Here is a 23,991-nt window from a genome sequence, read left to right as displayed (position 1 = left end):
GTTCAACTCCGTAAAAATCAATTCTTGAGCAACAACGCGCCTTCGATCGGCACGTAGCGGCTGGCGGCGCGGATCAGCGAGTTGGCCGTCAGGCCCGGCACGCCGTAGGCCACGGCTTGCACGCCATGCTTGCTGATGATGCGTTCGAGCAGCATGTCGAAATCGCCATCGCCAGAGGCCAGGACAATTTCATCGACATGGTCGGCGGCATCCATGATGTCGAGGGTGATGCCCACGTCCCAGTCACCCTTGGCCGAACCATCGCTGCGCTGGATGTACGGCTTGAGTTTCACGGTGAAACCGAGGTTGCGCAGGATCTGCTGGAACTGCTGCTGTTTGCTGTCGCCACGGTCGATGGCGTAGGCATAGGCTTCGACGATCTCGCCCTGCTGGCTGATGTCAGCCCACAGCGCGGCATAGTTGAAGTGGCAACCATAAGCCTGACGCACGGTGTAGTAGAGGTTCTGGACATCGGCGAACACTGCGATTTTTTTCACCGGCTTTCCTCAAGGCTGAATCAGGCACCAGGCCCGAAAGGTCGCCCAGTATGCCAGCCCAGAGGATTGTTCCGCGAATAATCGGCTATGTGGCGAGGGAGCTTGCTCCCGTTGGACTGCGTAGCAGGCCCCTCGGGTTCTAAAGTAAGGGGGCTGCTTCGCACCCCAGCGGGACGGTGCGGCGATCCGACAAGCTCCCTCGCCACTGGGTGTCAGACGAAAGAATCGTCGTCGCCGCCAAAGAGCGAGTCATCGCTGTAGTCAGCGTCGCTGAAGCCGCCCTGATCGTTGCTCCAGGAATCATTGCCGGCCATGCGCTGGTCATCGCCCCAGCCATTGGTGCCCTGGTCGTTGACCTGGGCCGGCTCTTCCTTGATGACTTCGACGACTTCCGGTTGCTGATTGTGATGGAACAGGCTGCTGATGCCTTGAGCCAGCATCACGCCACCCGCCACGCCAGCGGCGGTTTTCAGCGCACCACCGAGGAAACTGCTGCCGGCCGCTGCCGGTGCTTGCTGCTGCGGGGCATAGCCCTGTTGTGGAAAACTCTGTGGCGGGGCACCGAAGTTCTGCTGTGGCGCTTGCGATCCGAACGACGAGCGCCCCGGTTCACGCCAGCCACCGCTCGATGGCGCCGAACTCTGGGTCGGTGCCGGTTGTGGATCACGGGAAGCGCCGCCAAAGATACTCGACAAAAAGCCACCGCCGCTCGACGCTGGAGCCGGGGTCGCCTGGGCCTTGGCCTGTTGCAGTTCGGCCTGCAATTGCTGGGCTTGCCGGGTCAGTTGCTGGTTCTGCTCATCGAGGCTCTTGATCGCTGCCTCTTGCACCAGAATCGCCTGGGTCATGAAATATCCTGCCGCAGGCTGGCGCGTCAGGTGTTCCTTGATCCGCGCCTCGGCCTGGGCGTCGCGCGGGGCTGAGTCCGTTTCGGCCTGCTGCAGTCGGGAAAACAGTCCATCGATCAGGGTTTGTTCTTCGCTGTTCATGGCGACCTCGTAGATTGCCGGAAAAATCGTTGCCTTTATCCAATGAGGATAAGGTGCCCGACCTTAATGGAGGCTGAAACAAACTGTTTCAATTGACCTTTACTGAACGTTTACGTTTGCGTCTCCCGGCACTTGATCGGTTAAAGTGGGCCACTGCTTTCAACCTGCGATACCAATCGATGAATCCGTTAGATGTGCTGCGTGACTCCCTGTATTTCTTCAAGCGCAATCTGGGCCAGATCGCGCAGCTGTGCCTGCCGCTGGTGATCCTGGAGGCGTTGCTGCAACAAGTGGTCGACCACTCCACCGAGCCGGACAGTTTCCCCGGCATCAGCGTGATTGTCGGCTTGCTGGTGTACCCGTTGTACACCGCCGCGCTGATTCTGTTTCTCGATGCTCGCAGCCGGGGCGAGTCGCCGCGCAACCGCGACCTGCTGGCGATGGCGGCGAGCCTGTGGCCGCGTTTCGCCCTGCTGACGGCGCTCAATACCGTGCTGATTCTGCTGGGCCTGTCGCTGTATTTCCTGCCGGGTATCTATCTGATGGTGACCCTGGCGTTTGGCGAATACCTGCTGGTGCTGCGCGGCATGGCGCCGCTGGCGGCCATGAAGGAAAGCCTGCGCATGACCCAAGGTCACTTCCTGCGCATCCTGCTGTGCATTCTGTGTGTGATGGGGCCGCTGTGGCTGCTCAAGGGGGCGACCCTGGCGGTGTACCCCGAACCGCAGAACCCGGTGATCTCGCTGCTGATCGACAGCGCCCACAGTTTCCTGCAGCTGTTTACCAGCGTGGTGCTGTTCCGTTTGTTCATGCTGATCAACCCGTTGCCTGAGAGAAATGGCAGCTCGCTCTGACGTTGGGCGCGCCCATCGCTCTCGGGTATGCTCGGGAACAATTTTGCAACGCCAATAAGCCGAGCCATGACCCGTCTACTGCGCCACACCCTGCTGGGCCTGCTGATCGTGATCGGCCTGATCGCCGTGATGGCCTACAGCCTGACCTGGCGCCCCGACGCCAAAGAAGAGTTGCCCGTCAGTTGCAGTGCCCAGGCCCCTACCCTAGTCCCCGGGCAGGCACTGAAAGTGATGACCTGGAACGTCCAATACCTGGCCGGCAAGCGTTACGTGTTCTGGAATGACCTGGCCGCCGGTACCGACGAACGCCCCACAGCGGAAGACATGGCCTTCAGCCTTGACGAAGTGGCGCGGGTGATTCGCGACGAACAACCGGACATCGTGCTGTTGCAGGAGCTGGACGACGGCGCCAAGGCCAGCGATTACCAGCACCAGCTCAAATTGCTGCAAGAACGGCTCGCCGATTTGTACCCATGCAACGTCAGCGCCTTCGACTGGAAGGCCGATTTCGTCCCGGACCCGCATATTTTCGGCAGCGTCGGCCGGCAACTGGCAACCCTGAGCCGTTACCAGATCGAACATGCCCAACGCCTGCAACTGCCCGTCGTCTCGGGCAATCCGCTCAGTCGCCAATTCAAACCCAGAAACGCCTTGCTGGTGAGTTACTTGCCGTTGAGTGACGGTGGGCAGATGGCGGTGCTCAATACCCATCTGGAGCGTGCGGCCCAAGCCGACAACACCTTGCAAAACCAGATGAACGCCGTGGCCAGGACCCTCGATAAGCTCGAAAGCCGTGGCACGCCGTGGTTGATCGGAGGGGATTTCAACCAGTTGCCGCTGGGTCAGTATCGACGCCTGTCCGATGCGCAACGCGCGCCCTACTCCGCCGACAGCCCGTTGCACCTGCTGTGGGACAAGTACCCGATGATCCCGACCAACAACGAAGCCAGCGGGATCGACCGCGAGCGCTGGCTGACCCACTACCCGAACGATCCCGGGCTGAACGGCCCGGACCGGACCGTCGACTACCTGTTCTACAGTCCGCGGATCAAACGGGTGGAGGCCATGGTTCGGCAGGACGATACGTTGCGCATCTCCGATCACTTGCCGGTGATTGCCCGCTTCCTGTTGCCGGTTGCGCCCTGATTCCGAATCCCCCCCCTGTAGGAGCTGGCTTGCCAGCGATGGCGGCCTGCCTGACACACCGCGTCGCCTGGATCGCCGGCAAGCCGGCTCCTACAGGGGGTGTGCATTTGCGACTTAATGCACCTCCTCCAGATCATCATGCAGCAGCCCGAAGATCTCGCGCTTCATCTCGATGAATGAGCGTTCCATGACCATGTCCAGGTTGCGCGGACGTTCGATCGGCACGTCGAGGATCTGTTTGATCCGCCCCGGCCTGGCGCCCATGACGTAGACCCGGTCGCCGAGCAGAATCGCCTCGTCGATGTCGTGGGTCACGAACAACACGGTCTTCTTGCTGTTGCCCCACACCCGCAGCAACAACTGCTGCATTTGCAGGCGCGTCTGGCTATCGAGGGCGCCGAAGGGTTCGTCCATTAGCAGGATCTGCGGGTCGTTGGCCAGCGCGCGGGCGATGGCGACGCGCTGCATCATCCCGCCGGACAACTGCTTGGCGTAGTTGTCGGCAAAGCCGCTCAGGCCCACTTCATTGACGTAGTAGTCGACAATATCCTTGCGCTGCGCCGCCGGCATGCCGCGCCGCTTGAGGCCGAACTCGACGTTCTGTCGCACGGTCAGCCACGGGAACAGCGTGTAGCTCTGGAACACCATGCCGCGATCCGCGCCGGGGCCTTCCACCTGTTGACCGCCGACGTAGATCTCCCCCGACGTCGGGTCGGCCAGGCCGGCGGTGAGGTACAGCAGGCTCGATTTGCCGCAACCCGACGGCCCCACCAGTACGGCAAATTGCTGGTCCGGCACCTCAAACGACACTTCTTCCAACGCGGTAAAGGTTCCGCCATCCGGCTTCTTGTAACGCAGGCTGACCTTGTCCACCTGCAGCCGAGGCGCGTTCACCGGGGCAGCCTGAGGGGCGACAAAACGATGAGTGGCGGCGGTTACTGAGCCCATGCGGTAATCCTCAGACGTAGGAAACGGAACAGTTGATCGGTGACCAGGCCCAGCAGGCCGATGATCGCGATGGCGAGGAAAATCACATCCACCTGGAAGCCACGCATGGCCTTGAGGCTCAGGTAACCCAGGCCACTGGAAGCGGCGACCAGTTCAGCCACCACCAGGTAAGTCCAGGCCCAGCCCATGGTCACCCGCAGGGTGTCGAGCACACCTGGCAGGGAAGCCGGGGCGATCACATGCAGCACCGCGTCACGACGGTTCGAGCCGAGGGTATAGGAGGCGTTGATCAGGTCCTTGGAGATGCCTTTGGACACGTCCGCGATCATCACCAATTGCTGGAAGAACACACCGAAAATGATCACCGAGACCCGCTGCTCCAGACCGATGCCGATCCACAGGATGAACAGCGGTACGAACGAAGTCACCGGCAGGTAGCGAATGAAATTGACCATCGGCTCCAGGAACGCCTGGACGATACGGAAACTGCCCATCAACAGTCCCAGCGGCACGGCCACCAGGGACGACACGATGAAACCGACCATCACCACTTCGACGCTGGCCCACACATGCTGGCCGAGGGTGCCGTCGCGACCCAGGCGCACAGCGGCCTCGACCACCGCGCCCGGCGTCGGCAGGAACATGCCCGGCACTACACCGCCGTAGGACAACCCGGCCCACAGGCCGACCAACAGCACCCAGGCCAGGCCGCTCGCGCTCCAGATCACCGAGACCGGCAAACCGGTCTTGGGCGTGATGCAGCGGCTCAGCCACGAATTGCGCTTGAACATGCAGCCTCCTAGAGCGGGGTGACGAAACGGTTGTCGATCAGGTCGTCATTGCTGACGTTGTAGGGCTTGCCTTGCAGCTCGCTGGCGGTCTCGTTGGCCAGTTTGATCAGCGGTGCGCTGTCACCCGGATTGCCCGGCGAACCCAGCAGTTTTTCGCTCATGGCCTGATCGTAGAAACGCACGCCCTGGGCGGCCGCTTCGAGCTCCTTCGGATCGGCCAGGTAACCACCGACACCCTTGGCCATGATTTTGTAGGCTTCCTGTGGATGATCCTTGGTGTACTGCACGGCTTTGTACAAACCGGCCACCAGTGCCTTGACGTCTTCCGGCTGTTTTTCGATGACGGTGCAGTTCAGCGCCACCACGTCGACGATCACCCCCGGTGTACTGCTGCTGTCGACCAGCACCTTGCCCTGCTGCTTGTCGCGCACCATCGACAGGTGCGGCTCCCAGGTCACGGCAGCGGGTACCCGACCGGCAATGAACGCGGTGGCGGCATCGTCGGCCGTCATGTTCTGAACGGTAATGTCGCTCATTTTCATGCCGTTCTTTTTCAGCAGATACGACAACCAGAACTGCGAGGTCGACCCTTCGTTGACCGCCACGGCCTTGCCTTTGAGCTCTTGCAAGCTCTTGACGTCCTTGCCTACCAGCACGCCGTCGCCACCATGGCTGTCGTCCAGCGCGGCCACGGCCTTGAAGCAGAATTGCGGACGGTACTTGAGCACCTCGTCGATGGTCGACGCCGAGCCGGACAATTCGCCGGAAGCTTGTGCGGCCATGTACATCGCCGCTTCTTCGACCACCGGCAATTCGACGGTCAAACCGTTTTCCTTGAAGTAGCCCAGGTCCTGGGCCAGGTACAGGGTGCCGTAGCCGACCCAGGTGGTATGGCCGATGGACAGGGTGCCGGCCTGGGCGCTGGTGGCGACCGTCGCGGCGATGGCGGTGACCGCCAGTGGATGGACAACGCACGTAAGCAAGGACTTGATCATGGAGCACTCCCAAAGCTGTTGATTTAGTTTTGTCATGGGCAGTACGGCGAGCCCTGAATCGGCTGCAACCTGTGGTCTCTGAGGGACCCTTCGGCGGGCAGCATTCGGCGGGCTGGCGAGATCGATGTTGGCTCAAGGGCGGGATTAGGAAAATGAGGAAATATGTGGATGCGAACGATGAAAAAACTCGTTAGCGCGCACCGCCAAAAGGCGCCAATGGCGAGGATGCACAAGGTCAGTGCAAGGCATGAAAAATGTGTCGAATGGTCAATAGCATTCGCGAGCAGGCTCGCTCCCACAGGGGGTCTATGCCGACCCTATTACTGAGATCGACACAAATCCAATGTGGGAGCGAGCCTGCTCGCGAATAAGGTCCGCAGGACCTTCAGGTGATGTCAGAGCCGGCCGTATTCCTGCGCCGTTCGATCCACCGCTTTCAAGGTCTTGGCGATCAGTTCGTCAATCTCTTCTCGGCTGGCAATCAACGCCGGCGCCATGATCATCCGGCCCAATGTCGAACGAATGATCACCCCTTCCTCGAAGCCAATCGTACGGCAGCGCCAGGCGATGTCGTTCTCATTGGCGAAGCGCTTGCGCGTGGATTTGTCTTCGGCCAGTTGCAGCGCCGCAACCATGCCGGTGCCCTGGATATCGCCCACCAACGGGTGCTTGCCGAACACTTCGCGCAGGCACTGTTGCAGGTACGGGCCGATGTCGTCCTTGACCCGCGTCACCACGCCTTCATCGCGTAGGGCCTTGAGGTTGGCAATCGCCACCGCCGCCGCCACTGGGTGCCCGGAATAGGTCAGGCCGTGGGCAAACACACCGCCCTGCTCCACCAGCACCGAGGCCATTTTCTTCGACAGGATCAAGCCGCCCATGGGGATGTAGCCCGAGGTCAGGCCCTTGGCGATGGACAGAGTGTCCGGCTCGAAACCGAAGTACTCGTGGGCGAACCATTCGCCGGTACGACCGAAGCCGCCGATCACTTCATCGGCGCACAGCAGCACATCGTACTTGCGGCAGATGCGCTGGATTTCCGGCCAGTAGCTTTCCGGCGGGAAGATCATCCCGCCGGCCCCCTGGAAGGGTTCGGCGATGAAGCCTGCGACCTTGTCCGCACCCAGTTCGAGAATCTTCGCTTCCAGTTGCTGTGCCGCGCGCAGACCGAATTCGGCCGGCGTCAGGTTGCCTTCGTGAGCGAAGAAGTACGGCTCGTCGATGTGTTCGATGTCCGGAATCATGCCGCCCATTTCGTGCATGAATTTCATGCCGCCCAGCGCCGTCGCGGCCAGGGTCGAACCGTGGTAGCCGTTCCAGCGGCCGATCATGATTTTCTTCTCGGGCTTGCCGAGCACCTGCCAGTAACGCCGTACCGTGCGGATCAACACCTCGTTGGCCTCGGAACCGGAGTTGGTGTAGATCGCGTGGCTGTAATGCCCCGGCAGCAGGCTGAACAACAGCTCGGACAACTCGATCACTTGCGGGTGGGTGGTGTGGAAAAACATGTTGTAGTACGGCAGCTGCTCCAGTTGCTGGCTCGCCGCAGCCGCCAGGTCCTTGCGTCCATAACCGAGGTTGGTGCACCACAGCCCGGACATGCCGTCGAGGTAACGGCGGCCATCGTTGTCCCACAGGTGCAGGCGCTCGCCACGGACCATCACCCGTGGCCCCTCGTCGTTGAGGGCTTTCTGATCGACGAACGCATGGATGTGGTGCGCAGCGTCGGCGGCCTGGTAGTCGCGGGTTTCACGTGGTGTGGTCATCGCCTGTTCTCCGTTTTGTTATCAGCGCAATTGAAACCAGGTGGTCTTCAACTGGGTGTATTTATCGAATGAATGCAGGGACAGGTCGCGGCCGAAACCGGACTGCTTGCCGCCGCCAAAAGGTACGGTCACGTCCAGTGCATCGACGCTGTTGACCGACACTGTGCCCGCTCGCAATTGTCGCGCCACGCGGTGGGCACGGTTGAGGTCATCGGTCCACAGCGAAGCCGCCAGACCGTAGACGCTGTCGTTGGCCAATTGCAATGCATGGGCCTCGTCGTCGAACGCGGTGACGGCCAGAACCGGGCCGAATACTTCGTCGCGAAACAGCGGCATGTCCGGCGTCACGCCGGTAAAGATCGTCGGCTGGATGAAGTTGTCGGAGCCATTGAAGATCGACTGCCGACCACCACAAACCTTGGTCGCACCTTGCTGCTCGGCCTGCTGGATGAACTTCATGATGCGCGCGGTCTGACGGCTGTCGACGATAGCCCCGGCAGCGCTCGACGGGTCCAGCGGATCGCCCGGCAACCAGCGTTCAGCCTGGGCCTTGAGGCGTTCGACGAACGCGTCATGAATCGAGCGCTGTACCAGTAACCGCGAGTTGGCCGAGCAGACTTCGCCCTGATTGAAGAAGATGCCGAACGCGGCTTTTTCGGCAGCCAGGTCCAGATCCTGACAATCGGCAAACACCAGGTTGGCGCTCTTGCCGCCGCACTCCAGCCACACCTGTTTCAGGTTCGACTGGGCCGAGTACTGCATGAAATATTTGCCGACTTCGGTGGAGCCGGTGAACACCAGGCAATCGACGTCCGGGTGCAGGCCGAGGGCCTTGCCGGTTTGCTCGCCCAGGCCCGGCAGCACGTTCAACACACCCGCAGGCACACCGGCTTCAAGCGCCAGCTCCGCCAGACGCAAGGCCGAAAACGGCGACTGCTCGGCCGGTTTGAGAATCACCGAGTTACCCGCGGCCAGGGCCGGGGCGAGTTTCCACGCGGCCATGTCCAGCGGAAAATTCCACGGCACCACGGCAGCCACCACGCCGAGGGCTTCGCGGGTGATGGTCGCCAGCACGTTCTGCGCACTCGGTGCGACCTGATCGTAGAGTTTGTCGAGGCTCTCGGCGTACCAGCGGAACACCCCGGCAGCACCCGGCACATCGATGTTGTAGGCATCCGTGACGGGCTTGCCCATGTTCAGCGAATCGAGCAGCGCCAGTTCTTCACGGTTTTCGAGGATCAACTCGGCCAGGCGCAATAGCACTTGTTTACGTTCGGTCGGCGAACGTGCCGACCAGGTGCCGGCTTCAAACACTTGCCGCGCATTGCGCACCGCCGCGTTCACATCTTCCTCGCCACAGGCCGTGACATTGGCCAGGCATTGCCCGGTGGCGGGGTTGATCGCGGCGAAAGTCTGCCCCGATTGCGCCGCTCGGCGCTGACCATCGATCACGGCCTGGTCGGGAAACCGCAGGGAAGCGGCTTTGCGTTGCCAATACTCAAGCTCGAACACGTTCGGATGCTCCAGAGGACATTCTTGTGTATTGGATAGTCGCTCAGGCCCGAGCGGTGGAAAACCAGTAAAAATGTGTTCGCAGGCCAAGAAAAAACTACGTAGCCAATCTCCCTTCTGGCGCAGCATGTGGTTATTGTTCAACCACAACAAATCGCTACCCGAGCGGATAGGGGTGGCGCGCAAATTGCCTGGATGCCTGATTCGTTCTCCCCCGAGGTTTGCTGTGGCTGCCTACAATCTGCGTCAACTGAAATACTTCATCACCACCGTCGAGTGCGGCAGCGTCGCCGAGGCCTCGCGCAAGCTGTACATCGCCCAGCCGTCGATCTCCACGGCCATCAAAGGGCTGGAAGACAGCTTCGGCGTGCAACTGCTGATTCGCCATCACGCCCAGGGCGTGTCATTGACGCCCAGCGGTGCACGCTTCTACCGCAAGGCCCAGGAACTGCTGCGCATGGCCAAGGAGTTCGAGCAGAACGCCCTGGCCGACAACGATGTAGTGTCCGGGCAGATCGATATCGGCTGCTTCGAAACCGTCGCGCCGCTGTACCTGCCGCAATTGATCGCCGGGTTTTCGGCGTTGTACCCGGGGGTGGAAATCCGCATCCGCGACGGCGAGCAGCAAGAACTGGTGCAGGGCCTGACCTCCGGCGCCTTCGATCTGGCGATCCTCTATGAGCACGATCTCGACGGCACCATCGCAACCGAACCCTTGATGCCGGCGCAACGGCCTTATGCGCTGCTGCCGGCCGATCACCGTTTTGCCCAGCAGGCACAAGTCTCGCTGCGGGACCTGTGCCTGGAGCCGATGATTCTTTTGGACGTGCAGCCGAGCCGGACCTATTTCGTCAGCCTGTTCGAAGAGCTGGACCTGACCCCGCGCATTGCCTTCAGCTCGCCATCGATCGAGATGGTGCGCGGCATGGTCGGACAAGGTTTTGGTTTCTCGATCCTGGTGACCAAGCCGCATTCGGAGTGCACCTACGACGGGCAGAAAGTGGTGTGCGTCGACATCGCCGAAGACGTCACCGGCTCCGGGCTGGTGGCGGCCTGGCTCAAGCGCGGGCAACTGACCAAACCGGCGCAGTTGTTTGCCGACTATTGCCGCGAACAACTCACTGCGAAATCCGAAAGATCACACCCACCCCTGTAGGAGCTGGCTTGCCAGCGATGGGGCCCTTGAGACTTGTATTGGCCTTGATGCCGCCATCGCTGGCAAGCCAGCTCCTACAGGGGAATGTGTGCAGTGTGCTATCGGCGCCGGGCACCTTTGAATTATTTACGCGGCTTGATCCGCGCAGTCGCTTCAGCCACCAGCGGATCATCCGGCCAGTAATGCTTCGGATAACGTCCCTTCAAATCCTTCTTCACTTCGGCATAGGTGCTGCGCCAGAAGTTCGCCAGGTCCTGCGTCACCTGCACCGGCCGCCGCGCCGGGGACAGCAAGTGCAGCTTGACCACTTGCCGCCCTCCGGCGATGCGCGGGGTTTCGGCCAGGCCGAACAACTCCTGCAGTCGCACCGCCAGAATCGGCGGCTGTTCGCTGTAGTCCAGGCGAATCGACGAGCCCGACGGCACGCTCAAATGATGCGGCGCCAACTCGTCCAGCCGCTGCGGCAGCGGCCACGGCAGCAGGTTGTGGACGATGCTCGACAGGTCCAGATTGGCGAAGTGACTGAGCCGCGACACCTTACCCAGATACGGCATCAGCCAGTGTTCCAGGCCTTTGAGCAACGCTGCATCGCTGACGTCCGGCCATTCGCTCTCGCCTTTGCCGGTGAGGTCCAGTTGCCGCAACAACGCCACTCGTGCCTGCCACTGACGCAGCTCCGGGGTCCATGGCAACAGCTCCAGGCCTTTGCGCCGCACCAGATTCACCAGCGCCTGGCTGCGGGCGCTTTCGTCGAGGCCGGTGAGCGGTTCCCGGCTGAGGATCAATTCGCCAACCTTGCGCTGACGCTCGGCCCGCAGCACACCTTCGCGCTCATCCCAATCCAGTTGATCGACGCAACGCACCTGCTCGGCCAGCACTGAGTCGAACAGCGCCGGATCGAAATCCGTCGCCAGATAAATCCGCTCTTCGCGTTGCCCCTGGCGACTGCCCAGATCGGCGATCACCAGCCACGGCTGCTTCATCAGGCTATCGGCCTCGGCGAACAGCGCGGCACGGCCGTTGGCCAAGCGATACTCCGCGCCACCGGCGCGCCGTTGCTGGGCGACGCGGTCGGGATAGGCCAGCGCCAGCAACGCACCGAGCCAGCGCGGGTGATCCGGATCGCTGACCGGCTCAGAGGCTTTGCCGCGCAAGTAACCACGGTATTGTCGCGCCAGTTGCCGTGCGCGTTGCACGCCCCCCTGCGCGCCACGTGCGGCGCGCTCTTCGCCAGACAGCAATACCAGTCGGCTGTGCAAGTCCGCCCCGGCGCCACGCAAGATATCGCGTTCGCCGAGCAGTGCGGCGACGTCGCACGCCATTTCCGCCAGACCCAGTGCCTGGCCGCGCAACAGCAAATGCGCGATACGCGGATGGGCCGGCAGTTCGGCCATGGCCTGACCGTGACGGGTCAGCGCTTCGCCGTCCAGTGCGCCCAGGCGTTCGAGCAGATCCTGGGCCTGTGCATAAGCGGCGGCCGGTGGCACATCAAGCCACACCAGTTGCCCGGGTGTCACACCCCAACGCCCCAACTGCAAGGCCAGCCCGGCAAGATCCGCCGAGAGGATTTCCGCACTGCCATAAGCCGCCAGTTGCTCGTGCTGGTCCTGGGACCACAGGCGATAACAAACACCCGGTTCCAGACGCCCGGCCCGGCCCGCGCGCTGGGTCGCACTGGCCTTGGAAATGCGCTGGGTGTCGAGACGCGTCATGCCGCTGCCCGGGTCGAAACGCGGCACCCGCGCCAGCCCGGCATCGATCACCACGCGCACGCCGTCGATGGTCAAACTGGTTTCGGCGATATTGGTGGCCAGCACCACTTTGCGCTTGCCCGGCGGCGCCGGATCGATCGCCGCCCGTTGCGCCGTCAGGTCAAGTTCACCGTGCAACGGACACAGCAGAACCTGTGGATTGTCACCCAAGGCATCGGCCAATTGCTGATGCACGCGGCGGATTTCCGCTTGCCCCGGCAGGAACACCAGCACGCTGCCAGTCTCGTCGTTCAAAGCTTCGAGGATGGTCTGCACCAGGCGCGGCTCGATGAATTCACCGGCCTGGAACGGCCGGCCCCAGCGCATCGCCACCGGGTACATGCGCCCTTCGCTGCGCAGGATCGGCGCGTCGTCGAGCAACCCGGCCAAGCGTTCGCCTTCAAGCGTGGCGGACATCAAGAGGATTTTCAGCGGCTGGTCGTCACGGAACAGTTCGCGACCATTGAGGCTCAGGGCCAAGGCCAGGTCAGCATCGAGGCTACGCTCGTGGAATTCGTCGAAGATCAGCAGGCCTACGCCTTCCAGCGCAGGGTCATCCTGCAGGCGCCGGGTGAGGATGCCTTCGGTGACCACTTCGATTCGGGTATTGGGGCCGACCTTACTGTCGAGGCGAATGCGATAGCCCACGGTTTCACCGACCTTTTCCCCCAGCTCACTGGCCAGCCGTTCCGCCGCTGCGCGTGCGGCCAGCCGGCGGGGTTCGAGCATCAGGATGGTCTGCCCAGCGAGCCACGGCTCATTGAGCAGGGCCAAAGGCACGCGGGTGGTTTTACCGGCGCCGGGCGGTGCTTCGAGCACGGCTTCGTGGCGTGTAGCGAGGGCTTCACGCAGGGCGGGTAAAACTTCATCGATTGGCAAAGAAATCATGCTGGCTCCAAAACAGAGGGCCGAGTATAACGGCGAACTGCAAGGCGTTCGTCAGGGTCTTAATTCATACCGACGACGTTTCGTTTCGAGATTACCCAGGAGATTTCATATGCGTGCTCCCTTTCGCCTGATTGGCGGTGTTCTGGTCGCAACCTTGCTGACTCAAGTGACCGCCTGCGGGTCGATTTTCTACCCCGACCGCCGTGGCCAGATCGAAGGCAAGATCGACCCGGCCATCGCCGCGCTCGATGCCGTGGGCCTGCTGTTCTACATCATCCCCGGCCTGATCGCGTTTGCCGTGGACTTTGCCACCGGCGCGATTTATTTCGAGCCGGGCAAGACCGCCCAGGTCGATCCGCAAAAACTCAAGAACGCCATCGGCCCCGACGGCCAGGTCGATAACCGCAAGTTGCAGACTATTCTGGAAAGCGAGCTGGGCCGCAGCTTCCCGCTGGACGATCCACGCCTGATCCAGAGCAAGGGCAGCACCCAGCAACTGGCGATGTTCGGCCTGCAACCGGCCGCGTAATCCCTGCAAGCGAAAGGACTCTTCAAGGAACGATGGCCACTATGATTTCCAGCTCCGAACACGCCCGCCTGCTGCGGCTGGCGACCCGTGCCTCGGTGGCGGTGGCGTGCACGTTGATCATCGCCAAAGCCATCGCCTGGTGGCTGAGCGGCTCGGTGAGCATGCTCGCCGGGCTCACCGACTCGACACTCGACGGCGTCACCTCATTGCTCAACCTGCTGGCGGTGCATTACGCCCTGCGCCCCGCCGACAATGATCATCGCTACGGGCACGGCAAGGCCGAGTCATTGGCGGGCATGGCCCAGGCGTTGTTCATTGGCGGCAGTGCGGTACTGATTGCGTTGCAGGCCTATGATCGGCTCAAACATCCCGAACCGGTCGGCGCACCGTGGATCAGTATCGGCGTGATTGTGTTGTCCCTCGTACTGACCCTGGCGTTGTTGATGTTTCAACAGCGGGTGGTCAAGGCCACCGGTTCCAACGCGGTGCGCGCCGATTCCCTGCACTACCGCTCGGACCTGCTGCTCAACGGCAGCATTCTGATCGCGCTGGTGCTGGCCGGGTTTGGACTGCATCAGGTCGACCCCTGGTTCGGTCTGGGAATCGCCGCCTACATTCTGTGGAGCGCCGTGCAGATCGCCCGGGAGAGCTTTGCGGTGTTGATGGATGAAGAACTGCCGCCGGAGGTCAGCCAGCACATGCTGGAATTGGCGTGCAGCGTGCCCGGCGTGCTGGGTGCCCATGACCTGCGCACGCGGATCTCCGGCAACCAGTGGTTTGTGCAATTGCATCTGGAGCTGCCGGGGGAATTGACGCTGTCAGTCGCCCATGGCATCAGCGATCAGGCTGCCGCAGCCATTCACACCGCCTACCCGCGAGCTGAAGTGCTGGTGCACGCCGACCCGCAGGCAGTGGTGAAAACCGCTCGGGCTCAGTAGTTCACCTGATAACCACGACTGCTCAGGCAACTGCCCTGGGCCTGTCGGTAGGCTTGCACCACCGACGGGTCTGGCTGGTAAGTGGCGGTGCGTGGATCGAAACCACTCTGCTGCACCGCGTATTGATAACACTCGTAGCCATCGCGACTGACCTGCTCCGGCGACTGGCCGTTGGCCGGGTACGCCTCCACGTCATATCCATTGCTGGCGGCCGGTGGTGGCGACTGCGGCTGGCCAGCCGACGGCTCGACCACAACGTAATCCCGGGTGCTCTCCTCATAGGCGTAATACGAACCGGCCGCGAGGAACAGCAGCGCCCCGCCGATCCACACCTGCTCGGCATAATCAGGAAGGTAGCTGACGCGAATCCCGCGTGGCGGCTCTACCACCTCATAACGCGGACCCAGCGGGCGATACCAGTAGCCACCGGAATAGTAGTAATCCATGCCACGGTAAGGCACGCGGAAGTTACGATCGGGGAAGCGGTCGATCAGCTGGCCGGGGCGATACCTGGGACCTGGCCCCCAGCCGTTACCGTGTCCGCTCGGGCGTCCATCCCAGTGATTGTCATTGGTCGGCGCACCGATATAGCCCTTCCAGCGCTGATTGTAATCGTTGCGATGCGGCTGATCCTGGTAGTCATGGCGCTGCGGTGGCTGGGTCTGGCGCACGGTGTCCGGGCGCGGCTGGATCGGCATGTCAGTGGCCGGTGCCTGCGGCGGTGGCGGTGGTGAGCGAACCGGGCTGTTGAAATCCGGCGCGGGAGGGGGCTGCCTCTGGCTATTGTTCTGATGTTGATTCTGGCCGTTGTGCTCGTACTGGCGGTTGTCGTTGTTCTGCGCACGCGGCTGGTTCTGCTGCGGGCTGTTCTGCGGGCGTGGCTGGTTGTTGCCACCATGGCCCTGACTACCACCCTGGTTACCACCCTGATGCCCATCCTGGCCGTGCTGCCCGCCATCATGGCCACGGTTTTGCTGCTCATCGGCCAGCGTTTGCGCAGTGACACTGACACACAGCAAACCAACACCGGCCAAACGCCAGATGCGCGATTTCATGCTAATCCTCATTGCGGGTTAGGGCCTGTACGTAAGACTGGGAAAGCAGTGGCCGGTTCTGCGACAGGTTATCAGTCACGCAACTTATTTATTGAGGCCAGGAGAGTCAAAATCCACGCAAGAAAAAGGGGAGACCCGTCGGCCTCCCCTTGGAGAACTTCGTCCTGGCTCAACGCTTGTGGCGCCGGCTCACCTCACGCCGTCTTCTGGACAGTGTGTAGCTCGGGGGCCGGCACATCCCCGGTGGGGGTGGCGACCGCGGCGGGCCTGATTGGGCGAGCCGCACTGGACTGTTTGTCCGAGCAGTGATTCTGGTGATAAGAATAGGCCGTGAGCGCCGACAGAGGATTGCGAAGATTGCTGAATTAAACATCACTTGCGCAATTTTTAACCCCGGATACATAATCTGCCGCAATAGTTACGACGAAGGACTGATTGATGAGCAAGCTCGACCGTTACGACCTGAGTATTTTGGCGGAATTGCAGCGCGACGCACGCATCTCCAACCAGGAGTTGGCCGAACGCATCGGTCTGTCGCCTTCGCCGTGCTCACGGCGGGTCAAGCAACTGGAAGACGACGGCTACATTTCCCGTCAGGTCGCCCTGCTCGACCGCAAAATGCTCGGCCTGAGCCTGACGGCCTACGTGCTGATCGGTATGGACCGTCATACGCCGGAACGTTTCGAGAACTTCGAAGCGGCCATTCGCACCTTGCCCCAAGTGCTCGAATGCAGCCTGGTGACCGGGATGGATGCCGACTATCAACTCAAGGTCGTAGTGCCGGATATGGATCACTACCAGAAACTGCTGCTCGGGCATCTGACCCGGATTGAAGGCGTGACCAGCGTGCGTTCGAGTTTTGTGTTGAACCAGGTTTTGAACAGCACTGAGCTGCCTTTGACTCATCTGCGTAGCTAATGACGCCATCGCTGGCAAGCCAGCTCCTACAGGTTTTGAGTCGGTCACATTATTGAGGTCAACACAAAACCTTGTAGGAGCTGGCTTGCCAGCGATGGGGCCAGCACAGGCGACGAATGACTGCGACACACCGACGCAGGTCAATACTGCACGCAGCCAGCGAGGCGTATAATCTTCGCGCCCTTTTAGCCTCGCCCCCGCTGGAGATGTTCGATGGATCCTGCAGTCTTTGAAGAGTGGATGATGACCGGCCTGGTCACGATCCTGATCATTTTCATGGGTTTCATCGTCTGGGATCTGGCGAAGAAGTCCAAGGCCGGGCGCTTTGGCTCTTTCATCCTGTTTTTCGTGCTGGGCCTGGGCGTGGCCGCGTTTATCATCAAGAGCGTGGTGATCGGCCTGATTGAATCCGGCGCCTTATAAGCGCGCCGGTACTTCTTTCCACTGGCCCTGATCGAGCCCTTCGATCGTCCAGTCACCGATTCTGACCCGCACCAGACGCAAGGTCGGCAAACCGACCGCAGCAGTCATGCGCCGCACCTGTCGGTTACGCCCTTCGCGAATCACCAACTCCAGCCAACTGGTCGGCACGCTTTTGCGAAAGCGCACCGGCGGATTGCGCGGCCATAGCTCGGGCTCGTCCAGTTGCCGCGCCTCGGCGGGCAAGGTCATGCCGTCATTCAATTCGACGCCGTCACGCAGGCGCTGCAATTGCTCCGCGCCCGGCTCGCCCTCGACCTGCACCCAATAGGTCTTGGCCAGCTTGTGCTTCGGGTCGGCGATTCGCGCCTGAAGCTGGCCGTCGTTGGTCAGCAGCAACAAGCCTTCGCTGTCGCGATCCAGCCGTCCGGCCGGATAGATCCCCGGTACATCGATGTAGTCCTTGAGCGTCGCGCGCCCTTCGCCGTCACTGAACTGTGTCAGCACATCGAAGGGTTTGTTGAACAGGATCAGCTTCGGCTCGGCCGGTGGTGCCTTGGCGACACGGCGCGGGGCTGCAGGCGACGATTTCGTGCCAGGGCGGCGGGAAACGGGACGTTGAGGAGGACGAGACATGAGAAAGGAAACATCTAACGGTCAGGGCTGCTAATGCTAGTGCCCCAACCGTCAAATGACCACGACAACCGTTAGCGGAACGGCGGCTCGTCGAAGCTGCGCAGTTTGCGCGAGTGCAGTGAGTTGAGTTCGGTACGCAACAGATCCACCGCCTCGATACCGATCTTCAAGTGCTGGCTGACCGCGCGCTCATAGAAGGCGTTGGCCGAGCCCGGCAACTTGATTTCGCTGTGCAGCGGTTTGTCCGAGACGCAGAGCAACGTGCCGTAGGGCACCCGCAAACGATAACCCTGGGCGGCGATGGTGCCACTTTCCATGTCCACCGCCACGGCGCGGGACAGGTTGATCAGCGGCCGTTCCTGGGCCCAACGCAGCTCCCAGTTACGGTCGTCGTAGGTCAGCACGGTGCCGGTGCGCAGGCGTTTTTTCAGTTCGTCGCCCTTCTCGCCGGTGATGTTGGCCGCCGCCTGCTGAAGCGCCATCTGCACTTCGGCCAGGGCCGGAATCGGAATATTCGGCGGCACGACCCGGTCGAGAATGCCGTCGCGGCGCATGTAGGCGTGGGCCAGCACGTAGTCGCCAATCGTCTGCGACTGACGCAGGCCGCCGCAGTGGCCGATCATCAGCCAGCAATGCGGGCGCAGGACGGCGAGGTGGTCGGTGATGTTCTTGGCGTTGGACGGGCCGACACCGATGTTGACCAGGGTCACGCCGTGGCCGTCACTGGCGATCAGGTGATAGGCCGGCATCTGGTAACGGTGCCAGACCACGCCAGCGGCAATCGCCGACGCTTCACCGTGATCCATGCTCTTTTCGATGATCACGTTACCCGGCAGCACCATGCGCACGAAGCGCGGGTCTTGGCGTAATTGTTCCAAGCCGTGGACAATGAACTGGTCGACATAGCGGTGGTAGTTGGTCAGCAGAATCCACGGCTGCACATGGCGCCAGTCGCTGCCGGTGTAATGCACCAGTCGGCGCAGGGAGAAATCCACCCGTGCGGCATCGAAAAGGGCCAGCGGCAGCGGATCGGTGTTTTCCCAGTCGTACAAACCGTCGGCAATGCCGTCGGTCGCGGCCGACAGGTCGGTACTCGGGAATACCCGCGCCAGCACGGCGGCGGTGACGCCGGAACCTCCCAGCTCATCGCCCTGCTCGACCACATACGGATACGGGATGTTCTGCTGGCTGACACCGACTTCCACCGTCACGGTGAAGTCGTGCATCAACGGAACCAGCTGTTCCAGCAGGTACTTACGGAAAGCCGACGGATGGGTGACGGTGACGCTGTAGGTGCCCGGCAGCTGGACCTTGGCATAGGCACGCGTGGTCTGCGGGACTTCGCCCTGGCAAAGGTAGGTCAGGCGCAGCTCGGGATAACGGAACAACGCCCGCTGCTCGGCATCAGGCTCGACGCGGTCCTTGAGGTAACGCTTGAGCGCCTGACTCAGCGCGGTGGTTGCACGATTGTGCAAGAGTGCGAGCCGATCCACGGCTTGCTCGGCGGTTTGAACGACAATAAAAGCTTCGGTCACGATCAGCATCCTGTGTTCTGACTTGCAGACCTTCATCTTGCCTGCATCGTCGCTTCACGGGAACAGTGGTGTGTTGGCAATGCATCATTGCAGTATCCACAGAACAACTGTGGGAGCGAGCCTGCTCGCGAAAGCGGTCTGTCAGACACATCAATGTTGAATATGACACTGCCTTCGCGAGCAGGCTCGCTCCCACAGGAGGCCGGTGTCGCTTAGAAACCCTGCGGGGTCGATCGGGCAACAATGGCTTCCACATCCAGACCACGCGGCAACGCGCCGTACACTCGGCCGCCACTACCCAGGCGACTGGCGATGAAGGCATCACTGACCACCGAATTCCCGGCTTCCAGCAGCAACTTGGCCTGCAACCCCAAGGCGATGTCTTCAGTCAGTTGCCGGGCGCGGTACTGAATGTCGCTGGTGTCCTTGAAGGCCGCCTGCAATTGCTGGATGTGCGCGGCAAGGCGCTGGTCGCCATGGCCATCGCCCAACTCGCTGAACAGTGCATCGAGCACGCCCGGTTCTTTTGACAGGGCACGAAGCACGTCCAGGCACTGCACGTTGCCGGAACCTTCCCACGTCGAATTCACCGGCGCCTCGCGGTAAAGCCGCGGCAGGATGCTGTCTTCGACATAACCCGCTCCGCCCATGCATTCGGCGGCTTCATTGATCATCGCCGGCGCCCGCTTGCAGATCCAGTACTTGCCCACCGCCGTTACCAGCCGGGCGAACCTGGCTTCCTGCGAGTCGTCCAGATGATCCAGCGCCTGGCCCATTCGCAGGCTCAAGGCCAAGGCGGCTTCGCTTTCCAGCGCCAGATCCGCCAGCACGTTCTGCATCAACGGCTGTTCGCTGAGCACTTTGCCGCCGACCGAACGATGGGCGCAATGATGGCTGGCCTGGGTCAGCGCCTGACGCATCAGCGAACTGGACCCGACCATGCAATCGAAGCGGGTCATGGCGACCATCTCGATGATCGTCGGAACGCCACGCCCCTCTTCACCGATCATCCACGCCAGTGCGCCGCGGAACTCCACTTCGCTGGAAGCGTTGGAGCAATTGCCGAGCTTGTTCTTCAGGCGCTGGATGTAGAACTGATTGCGTGTGTCGTCCGGGCGATGGCGCGGCAGCAGGAAACAGGTCAGGCCCTTGTCGGTCTGCGCCAGTGTCAGGAAGGCGTCACACATCGGCGCCGAGCAAAACCACTTGTGCCCCACCAACTCATAGGCCTGGCCCGGACCGCTGGCTCCGACCGGATACGCCTTGGTGGTATTGGCCCGCACATCCGTGCCGCCCTGCTTCTCGGTCATGGCCATGCCGATGGTGACCCCGGCCTTGTGGGCCATGCCGACGTTGCGCGGGTCGTATTCGGTGGCGAGGATTTTCGGCAACCACTTTTGCGCCAGGTCCGGTTGCAGACGCATGGCCGGAACGCTGGCGAAGGTCATGGTCAACGGGCAGCCACTGCCGGCTTCGGCCTGGCTGTGCAGATACGACATGCTAGCGCGGGCCACATGAGCGCCGTCCTGCGGGTGCGCCCAGGGCAACGAGGTCAAGCCGTGCTCGACTGCCGTGCGCATCAGTTGGTGATAGGCCGGATGAAATTCCACCAGATCGATGCGATGACCAAAGCGGTCATGACTGTTGAACACCGGCTTGTTCTGATTGGCGAGGAACCCGGCTTCCATCAGCGGGCCACCGGCCAGCGCGCCGTAAGCGTCGATCCGCGATTCGGCCCAACCGGCCCCGAACCGCCGCGACCATTCCTGCAACGGCAAGTCGATGCGGTACAGGTTGGCGCCGTCCAGTGACGGTGGCTGGTTGGTGACTTCGTGGGTTTCGGCAAACTGATGCAGGTTCATGACTGGGCTCCTTTGGTCGGCCAAGGGACTTCAGTTAAGCACCGCCCCTCAGCCGAACAAAGTGTCATATCCGCCTAACTGTCGGCGCTTTCGCCCTGTTGCGAGCAGAGCACCCGACGGTAGAGCGCGGCCTGCAAGTCTTCGAATTTCACAGGTTTGCTCAAGTAATCGATCAACGCGCCGGTCGGGCAGCGTTCACGCTCACCCCCCAGGGCGATCATGAACAACGGCAGCTCGGCATAGCCCGGCAATGCACGGATCTGGCAGCACAGCGACTCACCGCCCTGACGCGGCAACTGACAATCGACCAGCACCGCGTCAAACACTTCGCGCTGCAGGAGATCGAGCGCGACATCGGCTCCGTCGGCCGTACGCACGCGAAAACCCAGCTTGAGCAACATGCCGCGCATCACCAACTGGCTGATGCTGTTGTCATCCACCAACATCACGGCACAATCCTGAGGCAAGCGCAGGCGCGGAAAATCCCGGGGCATCAATGGCGCCAGCGGGCGTTCGGCCACCGGCAGCCCGACTTCTACATCCAGCTGAAACCGGCTGCCGCGTCCTGGCTCGGAGCGATGCGTCAGGCGTCCACCAAGCAATTCCACCAACTGTCGGCAAATCGCCAGGCCAACACCCAGGCCACCGTATTCACGGGTCATAGAGCCGTCGAGCTGGAAGAACCGTTGATACATCGTGGCCTCACCCAGATCGGTGAAACCAATGCCCGTGTCGATCACCGCAAAGTTCAACGCCAGCCGGTCGGGCTCAACGGCCTTGCCGGTCACCCGCAAGGCCAGGCCACCGACCCGGGTGAACTTGATGGCGTTGTCCAGCAGACACTCCAGGCATTGCGCAATCTTGGCGTTGTCGCCGTGCACGCGATCCGGCACGCCGGATGCGACGTCGACCTTGAAGTCCAGCGACTTGCTCGAAGCGTTGCCCTCGAACTGCGTGCGCAGTGCCTCGATCATGCCGCGCAAGCTGAAGGTGTCGGCCGAAGCCTGGAGCTTGCCGGCCTGCAGTTCGGTGAGGGTCAGGATACCGTTGACCATGCGCATCATGTCCCGCGCCGACCCCGAAGCCGTCTGCTGATACTGCTCAAGCTCCGGGTCCATTTCGAGCGTCTGCATCAGTTCCAGTGAACCGATCACACCGTTCATGGGCGTGCGCAGTTCGTGGGTCAGGGTGGCCAGGAATTCGTCCTTGAGCTTGTTACTGCGCGCCAGTTGCTGGTTGAGGATTTCAAGCTTCTGGCCGGCGTCGAATAGCGTCTGCGCCTGCTGCTCGCGCATGTCGTTAATGCGGTCGGCCAGGGCCAGGGACAACAACGCCACTTCGATGGCCGAGCCGATCTGGCTGGAATACATGGTCAGGAACACGTTTGGCAGGTATCCCAGCACCATCAACGTATTGACGATGCCGCCGAGCAAAAACGCCGACCAGGCAATGATGAAATACCGCGCGACGCGCAGACCCCGCAGCCAGGCAAAGATCCCGGCGGCAAAAATCACCACGGTGAACGTCAGCGCCAGGGCCGTGGCCAGGCGCAAGGCCAGGGCGTAGCTGGTCATCAATGACAGGCCGACCACCAGCGCCCCGAAGGCAACCAGCGCCAGCAACAAGCGGTCGAGCCAGCGACTGTGGGTAGCCATTTGCAGGAAACTGCGGGCGAACTGACTGCCGAACAAGCCCGCGCAGCCAATGAAAAACGGCGTCGCGGCGTTGGCCCACCAAGGGTTGTCCGGCCAGAAATACTGCACCGCCGCGCCATTGACCGACAGCTGATACAAGCCGAACGAGGCGATATAAAAGATGTAGTAGAGGTAACTGGTGTCGCGAACGCTGAGGTAGATGAACAGGTTGTAGACCAGCATCCCCAGCAACACGCCGTAGATCAGCCCCAGTACGTAGAGGCGCACGGGCTGCTCTTCGAGGTAGGCGGTGCTCGACCACAAGGTTACCGGTGCCTGGATGGAGCCTTCGCTTTGCAAGCGCAGGAAGACGGTTTCGGCCTGCTCAGGTTTGAACGTCAGGTCGAACAGATAGTTGTTCTGACGAATCTCGCGGCTGGCGAAGGGCAAGGCATCGCCGGTCTGCCTGACCAACTGATAGTTGCCGGCCGCATCGGGCAAATAGAGATCGAGATGATCGAGGGGTGGATAGGCCAGTTCCAGCAGCCAGGTCCGTTGCGCCGCCGGATCGGTCGGGCGGTAATGCAGGTCGATTTTCAGCCAGAATACCGAGCGCGAGTACCCGGCGTTGAGCGTGTCTTTGTTATGCGCCTTGAAGTTGCCGGCCGCCGCTTGCGCGCGGATATCCGCGATCGTCGCCTGGCCACCTGCGTCCTCATAGACCTGCAGGGTTCGGCCCAAGGGGAGGCTCTGAGTGAACTCATCGAACTCGACGGCGTTTGCCAGGAGGGGCAAACACAACAGCAACATCAGCAAATAGCGCATTGAAGCCCCAGCGTGGCCTGTCCGGTTCTGTCAGGAAGCCCCCCATTCCTTTTGAGCAGACGTAAAACCGGTATCACCTGTTATTGGTTTGGATCCACTCTAGCATAGCCGTTGATGGCCTTTAAACACCATTGAAATTTTTCCTTAAAAGGCTCTAGGACGGGCGTTCCGGCGAAGATTATTGAGGTAGAGCTGTTTGTTTTTGGCAAAGATCAAAAGATCGCAGCCTTCGGCAGCTCCTACAAGAAGGGCGGATCGACGCAAACCTGTTGGAGCTGCCGAAGGCTGCGATCTTTTGCCTTTTTCTACGTCTCACACCGAAGTGCACGCACACCCGAAAAACGTT

The 23,991-nt window shown here is 61.6% G+C and carries 20 protein-coding genes; 7 read left to right on the top strand and 13 right to left on the bottom strand.

What is annotated here, in order from left to right; genetic code table 11:
• Positions 1 to 17: 17 nt before the first annotated feature.
• The gene (locus CD175_RS28880) at positions 18 to 497 is read right to left on the bottom strand and encodes a LabA-like NYN domain-containing protein (RefSeq protein ID WP_015096943.1); all 480 of its coding nucleotides are present in this window, start codon (positions 495 to 497) and stop codon (positions 18 to 20) included.
• 212 nt (positions 498 to 709) lie between these two features.
• Positions 710 to 1,486, bottom strand: coding sequence for a DUF2076 domain-containing protein (locus CD175_RS28875; RefSeq protein ID WP_104451357.1), 777 nt, complete (start codon positions 1,484 to 1,486; stop codon positions 710 to 712).
• A gap of 179 nt (positions 1,487 to 1,665) precedes the next feature.
• On the opposite strand from CD175_RS28875, the gene CD175_RS28870 reads away from it, so the two are divergent.
• Together CD175_RS28870 and CD175_RS28865 are read left to right on the top strand one after the other, a co-directional pair.
• A complete protein-coding gene (locus tag CD175_RS28870; RefSeq protein WP_104451356.1) occupies positions 1,666 to 2,340 on the top strand; it encodes a YciC family protein in 675 nt (224 codons plus the stop codon).
• Positions 2,341 to 2,406: 66 nt separating this feature from the next.
• Entirely contained in the window at positions 2,407 to 3,486 is a 1,080-nt protein-coding gene (locus CD175_RS28865) for an endonuclease/exonuclease/phosphatase family protein (RefSeq protein WP_104451355.1), read from the top strand.
• 114 nt (positions 3,487 to 3,600) lie between these two features.
• Here the strand turns inward: CD175_RS28865 and CD175_RS28860 are convergent, their stop codons facing one another.
• The 5 genes from CD175_RS28860 to CD175_RS28840 all read right to left on the bottom strand — a co-directional run bounded on the left by CD175_RS28860 (position 3,601) and on the right by CD175_RS28840 (position 9,498).
• Positions 3,601 to 4,434, bottom strand: a complete 834-nt coding sequence (locus tag CD175_RS28860; RefSeq protein WP_104451354.1) for an ABC transporter ATP-binding protein — start codon at positions 4,432 to 4,434, stop codon at positions 3,601 to 3,603.
• The gene (locus tag CD175_RS28855) at positions 4,422 to 5,225 is read right to left on the bottom strand and encodes an ABC transporter permease (RefSeq protein ID WP_007975817.1); all 804 of its coding nucleotides are present in this window, start codon (positions 5,223 to 5,225) and stop codon (positions 4,422 to 4,424) included. Before CD175_RS28855 ends, CD175_RS28860 begins: the two co-directional genes overlap by 13 nt.
• 8 nt (positions 5,226 to 5,233) lie before the next feature.
• Positions 5,234 to 6,220, bottom strand: a complete 987-nt coding sequence (locus tag CD175_RS28850; protein ID WP_104451353.1) for an ABC transporter substrate-binding protein — start codon at positions 6,218 to 6,220, stop codon at positions 5,234 to 5,236.
• 395 nt (positions 6,221 to 6,615) lie between these two features.
• Entirely contained in the window at positions 6,616 to 7,986 is a 1,371-nt protein-coding gene (locus CD175_RS28845) for an aspartate aminotransferase family protein (RefSeq protein ID WP_007975821.1), read from the bottom strand.
• A 21-nt stretch (positions 7,987 to 8,007) separates the two neighbouring features.
• The gene (locus CD175_RS28840) at positions 8,008 to 9,498 is read right to left on the bottom strand and encodes an aldehyde dehydrogenase (protein WP_104451352.1); all 1,491 of its coding nucleotides are present in this window, start codon (positions 9,496 to 9,498) and stop codon (positions 8,008 to 8,010) included.
• 226 nt (positions 9,499 to 9,724) lie between these two features.
• Between CD175_RS28840 and CD175_RS28835 the strand changes: the two genes are divergently transcribed.
• Positions 9,725 to 10,654, top strand: coding sequence for a LysR substrate-binding domain-containing protein (locus tag CD175_RS28835; protein WP_104451351.1), 930 nt, complete (start codon positions 9,725 to 9,727; stop codon positions 10,652 to 10,654).
• A gap of 122 nt (positions 10,655 to 10,776) precedes the next feature.
• On the opposite strand, the gene hrpB is transcribed toward CD175_RS28835, so the two are convergent.
• Positions 10,777 to 13,293, bottom strand: coding sequence for an ATP-dependent helicase HrpB (gene hrpB / locus CD175_RS28830; protein ID WP_104451350.1), 2,517 nt, complete (start codon positions 13,291 to 13,293; stop codon positions 10,777 to 10,779).
• Positions 13,294 to 13,402: 109 nt separating this feature from the next.
• On the opposite strand from hrpB, the gene CD175_RS28825 reads away from it, so the two are divergent.
• Both CD175_RS28825 and CD175_RS28820 read left to right on the top strand, forming a co-directional pair.
• Complete coding sequence (locus CD175_RS28825) at positions 13,403 to 13,822, top strand: periplasmic Zn2+ metallochaperone PmcY (RefSeq protein ID WP_104451349.1); 420 nt, start codon at positions 13,403 to 13,405, stop codon at positions 13,820 to 13,822.
• A 41-nt stretch (positions 13,823 to 13,863) separates the two neighbouring features.
• Complete coding sequence (locus CD175_RS28820) at positions 13,864 to 14,760, top strand: cation diffusion facilitator family transporter (RefSeq protein WP_104451348.1); 897 nt, start codon at positions 13,864 to 13,866, stop codon at positions 14,758 to 14,760.
• Here CD175_RS28820 and CD175_RS28815 read toward each other — a convergent pair.
• The gene (locus tag CD175_RS28815) at positions 14,754 to 15,815 is read right to left on the bottom strand and encodes a DUF6515 family protein (RefSeq protein WP_104451347.1); all 1,062 of its coding nucleotides are present in this window, start codon (positions 15,813 to 15,815) and stop codon (positions 14,754 to 14,756) included. The two genes, CD175_RS28820 and CD175_RS28815, sit on opposite strands and share 7 nt — an antisense overlap.
• Positions 15,816 to 16,253: 438 nt before the next feature.
• Here CD175_RS28815 and CD175_RS28810 point away from each other — a divergent pair, with 438 nt between their 5' ends.
• The gene (locus CD175_RS28810) at positions 16,254 to 16,733 is read left to right on the top strand and encodes an Lrp/AsnC family transcriptional regulator (RefSeq protein WP_007937367.1); all 480 of its coding nucleotides are present in this window, start codon (positions 16,254 to 16,256) and stop codon (positions 16,731 to 16,733) included.
• Between the two features lie 213 nt (positions 16,734 to 16,946).
• Positions 16,947 to 17,156: a DUF2788 domain-containing protein gene (locus tag CD175_RS28805; protein ID WP_007975837.1), complete on the top strand. Its 210-nt coding sequence runs from the start codon at positions 16,947 to 16,949 to the stop codon at positions 17,154 to 17,156.
• Here the strand turns inward: CD175_RS28805 and CD175_RS28800 are convergent.
• The 4 genes from CD175_RS28800 to CD175_RS28785 form a co-directional block, all read right to left on the bottom strand.
• Positions 17,151 to 17,789: a pseudouridine synthase gene (locus CD175_RS28800; RefSeq protein WP_104451346.1), complete on the bottom strand. Its 639-nt coding sequence runs from the start codon at positions 17,787 to 17,789 to the stop codon at positions 17,151 to 17,153. The genes CD175_RS28805 and CD175_RS28800 overlap by 6 nt on opposite strands.
• Positions 17,790 to 17,860: 71 nt before the next feature.
• Positions 17,861 to 19,360, bottom strand: coding sequence for an AMP nucleosidase (gene amn / locus CD175_RS28795; RefSeq protein ID WP_177325105.1), 1,500 nt, complete (start codon positions 19,358 to 19,360; stop codon positions 17,861 to 17,863).
• 176 nt (positions 19,361 to 19,536) lie between these two features.
• Positions 19,537 to 21,186, bottom strand: coding sequence for an acyl-CoA dehydrogenase family protein (locus CD175_RS28790; protein ID WP_104451345.1), 1,650 nt, complete (start codon positions 21,184 to 21,186; stop codon positions 19,537 to 19,539).
• 74 nt (positions 21,187 to 21,260) lie between these two features.
• On the bottom strand, positions 21,261 to 23,645 hold the full coding sequence (locus CD175_RS28785; protein WP_104451344.1) for a hybrid sensor histidine kinase/response regulator: 2,385 nt from the start codon (positions 23,643 to 23,645) through the stop codon (positions 21,261 to 21,263).
• Positions 23,646 to 23,991: the final 346 nt, after the last annotated feature.

It is taken from the genome of Pseudomonas laurylsulfatiphila (assembly GCF_002934665.1).
Classification (GTDB): domain Bacteria; phylum Pseudomonadota; class Gammaproteobacteria; order Pseudomonadales; family Pseudomonadaceae; genus Aquipseudomonas; species Aquipseudomonas laurylsulfatiphila.
Note: the sequence above shows the minus strand (reverse complement) of the source record. Positions and strands in the feature narration are given on the sequence as shown.